General features: G+C 40.8%; 15 protein-coding genes. 7 read left to right on the forward strand and 8 right to left on the reverse strand.

Annotated features, from left to right (window positions below; genetic code table 11):
• Nucleotides 1–64: 64 nt before the first annotated feature.
• Together crcB and FV185_RS02550 are read left to right on the forward strand one after the other, a co-directional pair.
• Nucleotides 65–457: a fluoride efflux transporter CrcB gene (gene crcB, locus FV185_RS02545; protein WP_067493254.1), complete on the forward strand. Its 393-nt coding sequence runs from the start codon at nt 65–67 to the stop codon at nt 455–457.
• Entirely contained in the window at nt 420–1,106 is a 687-nt protein-coding gene (locus tag FV185_RS02550; protein ID WP_197457725.1) for a type II toxin-antitoxin system HipA family toxin, read from the forward strand. The genes crcB and FV185_RS02550 overlap by 38 nt, the downstream gene beginning before the upstream one ends.
• Nucleotides 1,107–1,224: 118 nt before the next feature.
• Here the strand turns inward: FV185_RS02550 and FV185_RS02555 are convergent, their stop codons facing one another.
• Nucleotides 1,225–1,791 carry a YceI family protein gene (locus FV185_RS02555; protein WP_067493258.1) on the reverse strand — a complete coding sequence of 189 codons (567 nt, stop codon included), beginning with the start codon at nt 1,789–1,791 and terminating at the stop codon, nt 1,225–1,227.
• 199 nt (nt 1,792–1,990) lie between these two features.
• Between FV185_RS02555 and fnr the strand changes: the two genes are divergently transcribed.
• From fnr to FV185_RS02565, 3 genes are all read left to right on the forward strand, one after another.
• Nucleotides 1,991–2,704 (forward strand): fumarate/nitrate reduction transcriptional regulator Fnr, encoded by a 714-nt coding sequence (gene fnr / locus FV185_RS02560; RefSeq protein WP_067493259.1) that lies wholly within the window; start codon nt 1,991–1,993, stop codon nt 2,702–2,704.
• A gap of 288 nt (nt 2,705–2,992) precedes the next feature.
• Nucleotides 2,993–3,145 carry a hypothetical protein gene (locus FV185_RS09640; RefSeq protein WP_197457726.1) on the forward strand — a complete coding sequence of 51 codons (153 nt, stop codon included), beginning with the start codon at nt 2,993–2,995 and terminating at the stop codon, nt 3,143–3,145.
• Nucleotides 3,085–3,618, forward strand: coding sequence for an OmpW/AlkL family protein (locus tag FV185_RS02565; RefSeq protein WP_197457727.1), 534 nt, complete (start codon nt 3,085–3,087; stop codon nt 3,616–3,618). Before FV185_RS09640 ends, FV185_RS02565 begins: the two co-directional genes overlap by 61 nt.
• Here the strand turns inward: FV185_RS02565 and FV185_RS02570 are convergent.
• Together FV185_RS02570 and FV185_RS02575 are read right to left on the reverse strand one after the other, a co-directional pair.
• Complete coding sequence (locus FV185_RS02570; protein WP_067493263.1) at nt 3,615–5,003, reverse strand: protein kinase domain-containing protein; 1,389 nt, start codon at nt 5,001–5,003, stop codon at nt 3,615–3,617. The genes FV185_RS02565 and FV185_RS02570 overlap by 4 nt on opposite strands.
• A gap of 2 nt (nt 5,004–5,005) precedes the next feature.
• On the reverse strand, nt 5,006–5,749 hold the full coding sequence (locus FV185_RS02575) for a metallophosphoesterase family protein (RefSeq protein ID WP_067493265.1): 744 nt from the start codon (nt 5,747–5,749) through the stop codon (nt 5,006–5,008).
• Between the two features lie 101 nt (nt 5,750–5,850).
• On the opposite strand from FV185_RS02575, the gene hemN reads away from it, so the two are divergent.
• Both hemN and FV185_RS02585 read left to right on the forward strand, forming a co-directional pair.
• Entirely contained in the window at nt 5,851–7,227 is a 1,377-nt protein-coding gene (gene hemN, locus FV185_RS02580; protein ID WP_067493267.1) for an oxygen-independent coproporphyrinogen III oxidase, read from the forward strand.
• A 201-nt stretch (nt 7,228–7,428) separates the two neighbouring features.
• Nucleotides 7,429–7,767: a P-II family nitrogen regulator gene (locus FV185_RS02585; protein WP_067493268.1), complete on the forward strand. Its 339-nt coding sequence runs from the start codon at nt 7,429–7,431 to the stop codon at nt 7,765–7,767.
• On the opposite strand, the gene FV185_RS02590 is transcribed toward FV185_RS02585, so the two are convergent.
• The 5 genes from FV185_RS02590 to FV185_RS02610 form a co-directional block, all read right to left on the reverse strand.
• Complete coding sequence (locus tag FV185_RS02590) at nt 7,764–8,891, reverse strand: 5-(carboxyamino)imidazole ribonucleotide synthase (protein WP_067493270.1); 1,128 nt, start codon at nt 8,889–8,891, stop codon at nt 7,764–7,766. The genes FV185_RS02585 and FV185_RS02590 overlap by 4 nt on opposite strands.
• Nucleotides 8,891–9,400: a 5-(carboxyamino)imidazole ribonucleotide mutase gene (gene purE / locus FV185_RS02595; RefSeq protein WP_067493273.1), complete on the reverse strand. Its 510-nt coding sequence runs from the start codon at nt 9,398–9,400 to the stop codon at nt 8,891–8,893. The genes FV185_RS02590 and purE overlap by 1 nt, the downstream gene beginning before the upstream one ends.
• A 2-nt stretch (nt 9,401–9,402) precedes the next feature.
• Entirely contained in the window at nt 9,403–10,446 is a 1,044-nt protein-coding gene (locus tag FV185_RS02600) for a bifunctional UDP-4-keto-pentose/UDP-xylose synthase (protein WP_067493276.1), read from the reverse strand.
• A 120-nt stretch (nt 10,447–10,566) separates the two neighbouring features.
• Entirely contained in the window at nt 10,567–11,454 is an 888-nt protein-coding gene (locus tag FV185_RS02605; protein WP_067493278.1) for a formyltransferase, read from the reverse strand.
• A 34-nt stretch (nt 11,455–11,488) separates the two neighbouring features.
• Complete coding sequence (locus tag FV185_RS02610) at nt 11,489–12,433, reverse strand: glycosyltransferase (protein ID WP_067493280.1); 945 nt, start codon at nt 12,431–12,433, stop codon at nt 11,489–11,491.
• Nucleotides 12,434–12,436 lie beyond the last annotated feature (3 nt).

Below are 12,436 nucleotides of genomic sequence, written 5' to 3' on the forward strand. Positions count from 1 at the left end.
GGATGTTCGTCTATCACTTTGCTTCTATCTGAATGAATATAATTTGATCTGTTTTGGAGAGTATATGGGAGTATGGGCTGTAATTTCTGTGGGTGTGGGTGCAGCATTTGGTGCTTGGCTTCGTTGGTGGTTAAGTATGGTACTTAATCCGCTATTCCCTACCTTACCTCTAGGTACGTTAGCGGCTAATTTAATAGGCGGTTATTTGGTTGGGGTAGCAGTGGCTTTTTTTACTGAGCGCGCTGGTTTTCCTCCTGAAGCAAAGTTATTTATTATCACAGGGTTTATGGGTGGGTTAACGACTTTTTCTACCTTTTCTGCAGAAGCCGTAGCCCTATTGATGCGTGCAGAATACCTGTGGGCGAGCTTACATGTTCTCATTCACCTAGCAGGGTCGCTAGTGATGACAGGATTAGGTATTGCGACGGTACGTTTTCTATCCATTGGGCGTGGTTGATTGGACGTGCGGCAAACCTCGCTCTTCAGAGTGGAGAAAGATTGGGCTGACCGGAGGAGTGTCAGTAATATTGGGGGAAGCCCAAGTTACTAAGGGTGATCAATGGCGGAGGCGTGCCATGGTTTCAGCGTTGACCTTGTTTGAACTTGATGAAATGATGGCCGCCTATGCGAGCTATGAAAAGCTTGCAGAAATTATTCGCCATCGCTTCAGCGAGCCCAAAGCAACGTTACGTGAGTTATTTTCAAGGATTGTTTTTAATATTCTGTGTGGTAACACAGATGATCATGCACGTAATCACTCAGCATTCTGGGACGGTTATCAGTTATCCTTAACACCTGCATATGACATTTGCCCTCAATCACGATCGGGGCAACAGGCATCTCAAGTTATGCTCATTCATGGTGGAGATCGCAGTAGTCATTTAGCTACATGCATTATTGCTGCTCCTTCCTTTTTGCTCGCAAGACAAGAGGCGATTGCTATCATCAACCATCAGGTAAATGTGATAGAACATGAATGGCAAGCCATTTGTGATGAGGCGAGATTGAGTGAAGTCGACCGGACGTTATTTTGGCAGCGGCAGTTTTTAAATCCATTTGCATTCCTCCATGCGCCAGAGGGCGTTCGTATTCCCGTGAAGGATTAAAGCAGGTGATTCATAGAATTTGTTTATACGTCTGGGCTTGATAAAGGAGCTAATTTAATTCAATTATTTTTGATGAGAAAAGAGCGTAGCACCAACTTGGTACTACGCTTTACGTGGATTATTTCTTGCTGGCTTCTACAGCGATGGATACAGTGACTTCATCGCCAACGTAAGGGGCGTATTTACCCATATTAAAATCAGTACGTTTTAAGGTAGTTGTAGCATCAGCACCGCAAGCTTCTTTCTTAGTCATAGGATGAGGCATGCATTTGAAAGAAGTAATTTTTAAGGTAACAGGTTTGGTAATCCCTTTTAAAGTTAAATTTCCTTCTACAGCACTTGGTTTATCGCCATCAAATACAAATTTAGTCGATTTGAATGTGGCTGTTGGGAATTTTTCTGTATCAAGAAAATCAGCGTCTTGAATATGGTTGTTGAAGATTTTTGAACCAGTGCTCACAGAACGGGTATCAACGGTAATATCAGCGTCACCAGTTTTTTCTGCAGCATTAAAATTAATTGAGCCAGATACCGTATCAAAACGGCTTAATTGGGTGGTGTAACCAAAATGGCTGTAAGAAAAGCGTACAAAAGTATGGTTAGGATCTGTTGTGTAGGTATTGTCTGCTGCTAATGCTGAGGTGCTCGCCAACGCTAACAAGGCACTAATATATAAAGCTTTCATTACTGTCTCCTGATTAAAGTAGGGTATACAAATACATATAAATAGTACGTATGCGTACAAATATACAAGGCTTTATTAAAAATTGCAACCAAATATAAGAATTTTAAAAATTTCGATATTAAAGTTTTTAGTAGTAAAATTAGTTTGAGTATAAACATTAACTAATAGTTAATTAATATGATAAAGATTAGCGGGGATTATGGTAAAACCGATTGAATTAAAATCCGTTTGTGGCTGCTGCACCATTCGTGAGCGCTGTCTTCCTGCAGGCTTGAGCGATGAAGAAGTACTGGTTATTGATCAGTATATGGAGCACCGTCTACCCGTTAAAAAAGGAGAATTGCTATACTCTCAGGGAGATCCTCTTGAGGCCTTATTTGCTATAAGTACAGGATCATTCAAGACACTCATCCTTCACGAGGATGGCCGTAGTCAAATTACCGGTTTTCAGTTATCCGGTGAGATTATGGGGCTAGATGCTATTAGTAATGAACGTCACACATGTGATGCCATTGCACTAGAAGACAGTACAGTATGTAAAATTCCTTTTGACTCCTTTGAAGAACTAGAATCTGAAATGAGTCGTTTACAACACAATTTTAATAAAACTCTATCCTCTGAAATAGTCAAAGACCACAATCTAATGCTGTTACTGGGTAGTATGCGTGCTGAAGAAAAAATGGCTGCTTTCTTGATTAACTTATCCCAACGTTTTCATGCCCGACAGCAGTCCGCGTCAGAATTGGTGTTACGCATGACACGAGAAGATATGGGTAATTATTTAGGGTTGAAGCTGGAAACAGTGAGTCGAATCCTATCACGTTTTGCTGAAGAGGGACTCATCACAGTACAGGGACGGCATATTACCCTGATCGATGAAAAAAAATTACATTCAGTCACCATCTCTGCCTGATCATCTAACGTAACTTTGATCTAAATCAATATTTCACCTTGTAATAATCCTTACTATGGTTCTCATGGTGCTCGCGGTGAGCATTATTGATTAAGGAGAACCATTATGGATTTTTTTACAGATAACCTTATTGCAGTGGCTGCTACGTTTATTTTAATCGCTGATGTGGTGATGACTTATTCGCACATGTTAGCTCATTAAATTGCTTAAAAATAATAACAATATAAAAAAATACTAGAAACAATAGGGCATTGCACAACATAGTTAACGCTATGAGGGAGAGGGGATATGAAACATATAGTCAAAAAGACTGTTTTGGCGTCGGTCATCACAGCCATGGGGATGAGTACAGCTTTTGCGGATCAACAAGGTACCACTCCATGGCTTGTGCGTGTACGGTTACTCGACATCGCTACACAAAATCAAATGACAGTGGCCTAGCAGGTGGTGCACCAACGGATTCGATGCAAGTGGGGGGGCGTTTACAGCCTGATGTGGATGTGACTTATTTTTTTAATCCCCATTGGGCCGCTGAATTGGTCTTATCTTACCCAGTCAGTCATAGTGTCTCTCTAAGCGGTGGCAATATAGGAAGCTTTCAAGAGTTGCCTCCCACATTAAACGCTCAGTATCACTTTGATTCCATAGGTAAGTTCACTCCCTATGTGGGTGCAGGGGTGACTTATATGAGAACCTTTAACACCAATTTAGTGAGCGGTCTTGGGCTAACACAAAATAATTTTGGTCCTGATGCTGAAGTGGGTGTGGATTATGCATTAGATAAACATTGGTCATTGAATGCCGATATTAAGCAAGTATTTATTAATGTTGGCGTTACCAATGGTGCTGGTGGTACATTCAATTTACACCCTGACCCGACGCTCTTTGGCGTAGGTGTAGGCTACCACTTTTAGTTGCCTGGACGAACCACATGCACACTGCAGGGAGCTTCCTCTACAAGACGTGTGACTGTTGATCTATTCACCCGTAGAAAGCTCCCGCTACTTTCTTGGTTAGCTAGAACAATAATCACGTCTACGTAATTGTTTTTTGCAAAATCAATAGTCTTTTGAGCAATATCTGTTGTTTCAATAACATGGGCACTACATCTTTCTTTAGGAATATGTAATTGTCTTAACCAATGCTCAAGTAAAATACGATGTTTATGATGGCGTTCAGCAGCCCCACTTTCTTGTGCTCCCTCGAGAGGGACTTCAATGATATTTAAAGCGGATAAATGACTATCAGGATGGCGCTCCATAGCACGTAATACGGCATATCTTAAGGCTTTAATACGTTCTGGATGATGGTCCTCTAAATCAATTAATACAGCAATTAATGGTACGTTAGAGACCTGTTCACTGGGTGAGTACTGTGGTACAGGACTTACTTCAATGGCAGGTCTAAATCCTTTTATTAATCTAGCCCACATTGAATCAGGACGACTACGTCTTCCTCGTTCAGTAATCATAATTGACTCAGGATCAGCAAAAGCTCGAGCCAGTAGGGCGGTAGAGGCAAAACGTTTTTCTGCTAAGGGTTCAAGACAGGTAAATATAATTTCTTGCAGCCATTCGGGCAGATCAGGACGTAAATGACGAATGGGAGTTGGTCGTAACCAGTGACGTTGACGTAGTTCTTTTAAAGTGACAGGTATGCCAAAGGGTAATTCTCCCGTAGCTAATTGATAGAGCGTTACCCCGATAGCAAATTGGTCGCTTCTTGGGTCAAGACGAATATGTTCAATTTGTTCTGGTGCGATATAAGGGGTTGAACCGATTGCTTGACGTGGGTTATCTGCAAATAAATCGGGTAACAAGCTATGGTGAGCAAAACCAAAGTCAATAAAGACAACCTCATTGTTTTCTTTGATGATGAGGTTGTCAGGTTTAATATCTAGATGAATTGTGTCTTGGCGATGTAGGCTATGAGCAGCATTGGCTATGGCTATGCCCAATAGCTGTAGTTTTTCTAAAGAAAGACCTAAGGGTTTAACCCAATTAATCAGTGGTTCACCGATTACCTTCTCCATCACCACGTAGGGCTGAATGGCTAACGGATTGGCAGCAATAAAACGAGGTACATGAGATCCTTTGAGAACAGGCAGAATAGAGCATTCCATTTCAAAACTGACTAAACCAAACACCGGTTGGCTTGGCCCTAGTTTGGGGATTTTCATGATAAGTGGTGTATTAATCTCTTTTGTTTCCACCTCATAAAGATAGGCACCACCTGCTGAGTACAGTAATTCTTTGATAATAAAGCGATCAACGTGGGTGCCTCTTTCTAATACATCCATAGTTATTGGCCCTTTGAGAGGCGCTCAGCAAGAGTAGGGGGAAGACCACGATGGTAAATTTTATAAATGGTGCGATCAATATCATAGGGCACTCGATGGAAAATAAGAGTGTTATGTTGATTATCAAATAGTGCGTATTGAGAGGCGCTATTACCATCTCTGGGTTGACCAAGAGAGCCAATGGTCGCTGCCCAGCGCCGTCTCGTGGATAAAGGAATCACCTGGCCTGGGGTAGGGATAAAGGACTGTATGTTTTTTTCACCATCTTCAAAATACAGCATTTGATGATGTACATGACCTGCTACTACAATCGGTTGTTCGGCTTCTTTGAAACTGTGTTTAATTTCTTCATCATTATTTAAATAATGCCAGCCTTCAGGTTCATGAGCGGATGCATGAGTTAACAGTAAGGGTGGTAACTCATAGGTAAAGGGAAGAGAGGAAATAAATTCAAAATGATAATTTTGTAAACGAGGGATAGTCCATAAAATGGCATCTCTAGCATGATTACTCATAAGTTGGGGACCAGTTAAACACGCTTCATCATGGTTTCCTAGTAAAACAATATGTCCCTCATCACGGTATTTAATCAATCGATCAAGGATACGCTCTGGATCAGGACCATAACCTACATGGTCACCTAGGAAAGCAAACAGTTCTGCCTTTTCTTGAAGTGCATGCTCTTCACAGGCACTAAAAGCTTCCAAGTTGGCATGGATATCAGAAAATAAAGCAATTCGTGTCATAGTGGTTAATTGTAACCTGTCCTTAAAAAGTTTGACTTAAATCAACGTTTTTTTTAGTCATTAACTCATAATGGTTCTAACAGTACATAGGATAGTGTGACATGATTGCATCAGAGTTAATACGTCGATTTGATATACCGGGTCCTCGGTATACTTCTTATCCTACTGCGGACCGTTTTTATACTGATAGGCAAGGGCAGGCTATAGAGCGTGCTATTGAAGCACGTCGTGATAAGCCACGGGTATTGTCTCTATATATTCATATTCCATTTTGTGAGTCTATTTGTTATTACTGTGGTTGTAATAAAATTGTGACTAAAAATCATGGCGCAGCCATGTCTTATTTACAAACTTTATTTAGTGAGATTGATCATATTGCTCGGTTACTCGATCACGGTCGGGTAGAAGATCTTCTGGTAGCTCAGTTACATTTAGGCGGGGGATCACCCACTTTTTTAACTGATGAGCAATTGGGTGAATTAATGTCTCATTTGAACTATCGGTTTCACTGGCGTGATAACTGTGAAAAATCGATTGAAGTGGATCCTCGTACTATTAATCAAGATCGGTTAGCTCATCTAAAACAACTAGGGTTCAATCGACTAAGTTTTGGTATACAAGATTTTGATCCTAATGTTCAATTGGCGATTCATCGTGTTCAGTCTTTTTCATCGGTTCAGTCCCTGATGAAAGAAGCCAGAGCACTTCAATTTGATTCTATTAATATGGATTTGATTTATGGTTTACCCAAACAAACGCCAGCTTCATTTTTACGTACTCTTCAGCAAGTAGTGTCTCTTCGTCCTGATCGTATTGCCTTGTATGGTTATGCGCATTTACCTGAACGCTTTAAACCACAACGACGCATTAATCAAGAGGATTTACCTAACGCACAACAAAAATGCGATATGTTAGATGAGGCGGTAAGCTTCTTTATGGCGGAAGGATATGAGTACATAGGAATGGATCATTTTGCTCTTCCACATGATGAACTAGCGCGTGTTAAAAAAGAAGGACAATTACATAGAAATTTTCAGGGTTATCACACCCTTAAAGACTGTGACTTAATTGGTTTTGGCGTATCGGCAATTAGTGAAGTAGGGCAGTGCTATAGTCAAAACCTGAAAACTGTTGATACGTATTCGCAGGCGTTGTCTCTTGGTCAATTACCTATTGAAAAAGCCCTTGAACTGAATGAAGACGATCAATTAAGACGTCAAGTGATTATGTCTCTTATGTGCCAGGGGAGAGTTGATAAGTTAGCTGTTGAACAACAATTTAATATCCAATTCAATGATTATTTTACGGATGCGCTAGATCGTCTTGCAGAGTTTGAGGAGGCTAAATTATTGTCTGTCTCAGATACGCTAATTGAAGTGAATGAAGCCGGTTGGTTTGTGATTCGTGCTATTGCCATGACCTTTGATTATTATCTTTGGCATGAAACTGATCATCGGCGTTTTTCTAAAGTGTTGTAGTGGTCTCTTCGTGAAGCACCCCTTTCCGCCTGGTTAAAGCTAGGCGGTTTTTCTTTATATCTGACAACGACTTGAAAATATTATTTATAGATGAATTCGAGCATTTTAGTTACGCTGCGCGCCTAACTACTAATTAATGTTATTATTACAGCAAGATAAGTATTAAGTTATGGTAGTAGTGATAAAAGCATAGGGGATGCTATGAAATTAATTACAGCTGTTGTTAAACCATTTAAATTAGATGAAGTTCGTGAAGCGCTGTCAGATATTGGTATTTCTGGTTTAACCGTTACTGAGGTGAAGGGATTTGGTCGCCAAAAAGGACATACAGAACTTTATCGTGGTGCTGAATATGTGGTTGATTTTTTACCTAAAGTTAAAATAGAAGTAGTAGTCACAGAAGCCATGGAACAAACTGCAATTGATGCGATTATTGCAGCAGCGAGAACCGGTAAGATTGGCGATGGAAAAATATTTGTTACGGATGTTAGCCATGTGGTACGTATTCGTACCGGTGAAGTTAACGAAGACGCTGTTTAATCTGGAATATGTAGGATCTGTTTAATGTGTTCTGCTTTTTTTAGGGCATCGCTTGCACTGTGCCCTAATACGGTAACATGTCCCATCTTACGGCCTTTTCTTGGTTCTTTTTTGCCATATAAATGAAGGCTTGCAGTAGGCTCAGACAATACTTGATCCCAATGGGGCGAGCCTGACTCCCAGATGTCACCCAGGATATTTACCATAACCGCAGGAGTTAACGCTTCAGCTGAACCTAAGGGTAAATTACATAAAATTCGTAGTTGTTGTTCAAACTGATCAGTAACACAGGCATTAATGGTAAAGTGCCCACTGTTATGAGGTCTTGGCGCCATTTCATTAACCAGTAATGTATCAATACCTGTTACAAAAAACTCTACTGCCAACACCCCCACGTAATTTAGTTTGTCAGCGATGTCACAGGCAATTTTACGTGCGCGATTCGCTAGTTCATCACGAATTCTTGCAGGAGCAATGGTGATATCTAAAATACCATTACGGTGCTTATTCTCTGCGATAGGCCACACACTAAACTGCCCCTGTCTGTTACGCCCTAAAACAACAGAAATCTCAAGGCGTAAGGGAACTTGTTCTTCAACAATGATAGGAAATAAGCCTGGTTGTGTGTTGAGAGTATTAAGTAGTTCTGATTCATTGGCTACTCTTACTTGACCTTTACCATCATAGCCAAAGCGCGCAGTTTTAATAATCGCAGGATAATGAATATCACGTAACTGTTGAGAAAGCTCTTGAGCCGACTCTGCCACAACAAAGTGCCCAACAGGAAAGCCTTCTTGCTTAAAAAAACGTTTTTCTAAAATACGATTTTGTGCAATTGCCACCGCCTGAGAAGGAGGGCTCACAATAAGTTGTTTTTCTAAAGCGGCCAACAGGGGAGCAGGGATATTTTCAAATTCAGTAGTCACTGCAGCACATTGTTTGACTAATATATCCAATACTTTTGGGTCTTCATAGGGAAGACAGATATGTTCACTGGCAAAATGTTTAGCCGGCGCATCAGGATCAGGATCAACAACAATAACTTCATAACCCATACGTCTTGCAACTGAACAAAACATTCTGCCCAGCTGGCCGCCACCTAGTAAACCTAATGTGTTACTCATTACTGTTGGGGTGGAAGGGTCATGGCCTTAACAGACTGTTCAAGATCAAGACGATATTGACTGAGTTGTTGGACCAGTTGTGGAGATTGTTGCGCCAGAATACTGACGGCGAATAAGGCTGCGTTTGTGGCACCGGCTTCGCCAATAGCAAAGGTTGCCACAGGAATCCCTTTTGGCATTTGTACAATGGAGAGGAGGGAGTCTTGACCTGCTAGGTATTTACTGGGGACTGGGACTCCTAGTACAGGAACCGTGGTTTTTGAGGCAAGCATTCCAGGTAAATGGGCTGCTCCACCAGCACCAGCAATGATACATAAAAGGCCTCTCTCTCTTGCACTGTGTGCATAGTCAAACATCATGTCAGGTGTTCTATGGGCTGACACCACCTTGGTTTCAAAGGAAACATTGAATTGTTTGAGAACGATCGCAGCCTGTTCCATGACGGCCCAGTCTGAGTGACTACCCATTACAATACCCACTTGAACTGCTGGTTCGTTCTCTTGAGACATGATTAGTCAACCAATCCCTTAGCAGCGGCAACTTGGCCACGGTAAGAGTCAAAAATAAACTTCAATGCATCTTGCATAGAAACGGTTGGTTTCCATTCAAGATCATTACAGGTGTTGGTGATTTTTGGAACACGGTTTTGTACGTCTTGATAACCACGCCCGTAATAGGCTTCTGATGTGGTTTCAACCAACTGAACTTGTTTGGCACTCTCGCTGTATTCTGGATAGTCCATGGCAAGTTTCAACATCATCTGTGCTAACTCTTTTACAGAGTAGTTGTTTACTGGGTTGCCCACGTTATAGATTTTACCGCTGGCAACACCATTTTTGTTTTCGATCATTTTCATTAATGCTGATACACCATCATCAATGTAGGTGAAAGCACGTTTTTGTGTACCGCCATCAACCAATTTAATGTTTTCGCCACGCACAATATGGCCAAAGAATTGGGTAATAACTCGTGAGCTACCCTCTTTAGCTGTATGAATACTGTCGAGTCCTGCACCAATCCAATTGAAGGGTCTAAATAGGGTAAAATCAAGCCCTTCCTGAGTACCATACGCCCAGATTACACGGTCCATTAACTGTTTACTGCATGAATAAATCCAGCGTTGTTTTTCAATGGGCCCAAGAATAAGGTCTGAGTTATCAGGATCAAACTCGCCATCTTTACACATGCCATATACTTCAGAGGTGGATGGGAAGAGAATACGTTTTTTATATTTAACACAGCTTCTAACAATCGGTAGATTGGCTTCAAAATCAAGTTCAAATACACGTAATGGTTGCTGTACATAAGTGGCTGGAGTAGCGATAGCAACCAAGGGTAGAACCACATCACATTTTTTAATATGATATTCAATCCACTCTTTATTGATTGTGATGTCACCTTCAAAGAAATGAAAACGGGGATGATCAATTAAATCACTAACACGATCACTCTGCATATCCATGCCAAACACTTCCCAATCGGTAGTGTTTAAAATACGTTGACTTAAATGATGACCAATAAACCCATTTACCCCAAGAATTAATATCTTTTTCATGACATCAACCAAAAATTAAAAAAGCTATTATACCGGTTTTAGGGAACTTTATTAAGGCGATCCAATAGCTTTTACTTTACCTTGAGCCTAAACGTTGTTTTTTGAGTAAATGAATTTACTTTAGCAATCGGGTCGTACCCCTTTGGGAAAGCGTTTTTTGAATTCATCACCATCAAGGGGCTGTCCATCCAGCTCTAAAGCCAAAATGTAGAGTGGTGTGTTGTCTGCTCCCATGGTTTTGGCTATAGCATCATTGGTTGGTTTTAATGAAGTACGTAGGATAGTTAATTTTTGACCATTTACGTAAGTAAATGCGCCTGGATAAGGGGGAGCCACTGCACGCACCAGATTATGAATGGAAAAACTTGTGCTTGACCAGTTAATTTGGCCATCCTCTGCTTTGCGACCACTAAAGTAACTGCCTTCATGGAGGTGCTGTTTGTGATGTGGTGCTTTACCTTTGATTAACTTGGGTAGCACATCATCAAGAGCTTTAACAGCAGCATCAGTAACACGATCAAATACCTCTTTGGCAGTATCGTCAATATGAATAGGTACTGCTTGTTGAGCGACGATATCTCCTTGATCAGGTTTTTTAGTCATGACATGTAAGGTGGCGCCTGTTTCGCTTTCGCCATGAATAATCGCCCAATTGATGGGTACGCGCCCACGGTATTTAGGTAATAATGAGCCGTGTAAATTGTACGCACCACGTTTTGCTAACTTTAAAATATCTTCGCTTAACATATGGCGATAGTAAAAAGAAAAAATAAAATCAGGTTTAATGTGTTTAATTTTTTTTATTATTTTGTGTTGATTGGGGTTATCTGGAGTAATAACTTTTAATCCCTTTTTTTGACACAGTACTTTCACACTATCAAACCAAATACGTTCATTGGGATTATCTTCATGGGTGAGTACCAAGGATACATCTACATTGTGTTTTAACAGTACTTTGAGTGCTTTAACACCTATATTGTGATAGGCAAATACCACTGCTTTAACCATAGCTAGTCCTTTTTAATAGTTATTATTACTATTTTTATTTGTTTTCATCTGATTCAAGAATGGCTTGAATCAAAAAGCGTGGACGATCTCTTACTTGTTGATAAATACGGCCAATATATTCCCCTAATAAACCGATACCAAATAATAAAATACCAATCAATAAGAATGTGATTGCAAATAAGGTAAAGACTCCCTCAACCTCTGGGCCAATAATGAGACGGCGAATAAACAAATAAATAACAAATAAGGCAGAGAGTACAGATAATCCCATACCCATTAATGAAAACCACTGTAAGGGTACCACCGAGAAACCGGTAATTAAATCAAAATTAAGTCGAATTAAGCTATATAAAGAATACTTGGATTCACCGGCGGCTCTCTCCTCATGAGCGACAGTCACCTCTGTCGGGTTTGAGGCAAAGGTATAAGCTAGCGCTGGAATAAAGGTGTTGATTTCGCGGCACGAGGAGATAGCGCGAATGATTTTTTTATCATAGGCGCGCATCATACACCCTTGGTCGGTCATATGAATACGGGTCATTTTTTCCCGTAAACGATTCATTAGACGTGAAGCAACTCGGCGCCAGGTGGTATCCTGGCGCTGGGCACGAATGGTGCCCACATAATCATGTCCCTGATCCATGGCGTTAAGGAGTTTGTGAATTTCTTCTGGGGGGTTTTGTAAGTCAGCATCAAGGGTAATAATGATGTCGCCACGTACCTGTTCAAAACCTGCCATGATGGCCATATGTTGTCCGTAATTGCCGTTGAGCAATACCACACGAGTCACATCAGGCCTTAATTCAAATTGCTCACGTAAAAGCGCAGGGGATCGATCACGGCTTCCATCATTAATGAAAACCACTTCATAGGAGCGATTGAGTTTGTCTAAGGCAGGATAAAGTCGATCGAAGAGAGCTTGTAGGCCTTCTTCTTCGTTATAAACCGGTATTACTACTGATAATTTAACGGCGGTCATATT

The organism is Ferrovum sp. PN-J185, from assembly GCF_001581925.1.
Lineage (GTDB): Bacteria > Pseudomonadota > Gammaproteobacteria > Burkholderiales > Ferrovaceae > PN-J185.

What these genes read in the sequence shown, in the direction of transcription:
- FV185_RS02610 (WP_067493280.1), bottom strand. Translation starts at nt 12,433, where the DNA reads ATGACCGCCGTTAAATTATCAGTAGTAATACCGGTTTATAACGAAGAA.
- purE (WP_067493273.1), bottom strand. Translation starts at nt 9,400, where the DNA reads ATGTCTCAAGAGAACGAACCAGCAGTTCAAGTGGGTATTGTAATGGGT.
- FV185_RS09640 (WP_197457726.1), top strand. Translation starts at nt 2,993, where the DNA reads ATGAAACATATAGTCAAAAAGACTGTTTTGGCGTCGGTCATCACAGCC.
- fnr (WP_067493259.1), top strand. Translation starts at nt 1,991, where the DNA reads ATGGTAAAACCGATTGAATTAAAATCCGTTTGTGGCTGCTGCACCATT.
- FV185_RS02590 (WP_067493270.1), bottom strand. Translation starts at nt 8,891, where the DNA reads ATGAGTAACACATTAGGTTTACTAGGTGGCGGCCAGCTGGGCAGAATG.
- FV185_RS02575 (WP_067493265.1), bottom strand. Translation starts at nt 5,749, where the DNA reads ATGACACGAATTGCTTTATTTTCTGATATCCATGCCAACTTGGAAGCT.
- FV185_RS02600 (WP_067493276.1), bottom strand. Translation starts at nt 10,446, where the DNA reads ATGAAAAAGATATTAATTCTTGGGGTAAATGGGTTTATTGGTCATCAT.
- FV185_RS02605 (WP_067493278.1), bottom strand. Translation starts at nt 11,454, where the DNA reads ATGGTTAAAGCAGTGGTATTTGCCTATCACAATATAGGTGTTAAAGCA.
- FV185_RS02565 (WP_197457727.1), top strand. Translation starts at nt 3,085, where the DNA reads ATGGCTTGTGCGTGTACGGTTACTCGACATCGCTACACAAAATCAAAT.
- FV185_RS02555 (WP_067493258.1), bottom strand. Translation starts at nt 1,791, where the DNA reads ATGAAAGCTTTATATATTAGTGCCTTGTTAGCGTTGGCGAGCACCTCA.
- FV185_RS02585 (WP_067493268.1), top strand. Translation starts at nt 7,429, where the DNA reads ATGAAATTAATTACAGCTGTTGTTAAACCATTTAAATTAGATGAAGTT.
- crcB (WP_067493254.1), top strand. Translation starts at nt 65, where the DNA reads ATGGGAGTATGGGCTGTAATTTCTGTGGGTGTGGGTGCAGCATTTGGT.
- hemN (WP_067493267.1), top strand. Translation starts at nt 5,851, where the DNA reads ATGATTGCATCAGAGTTAATACGTCGATTTGATATACCGGGTCCTCGG.
- FV185_RS02570 (WP_067493263.1), bottom strand. Translation starts at nt 5,003, where the DNA reads ATGGATGTATTAGAAAGAGGCACCCACGTTGATCGCTTTATTATCAAA.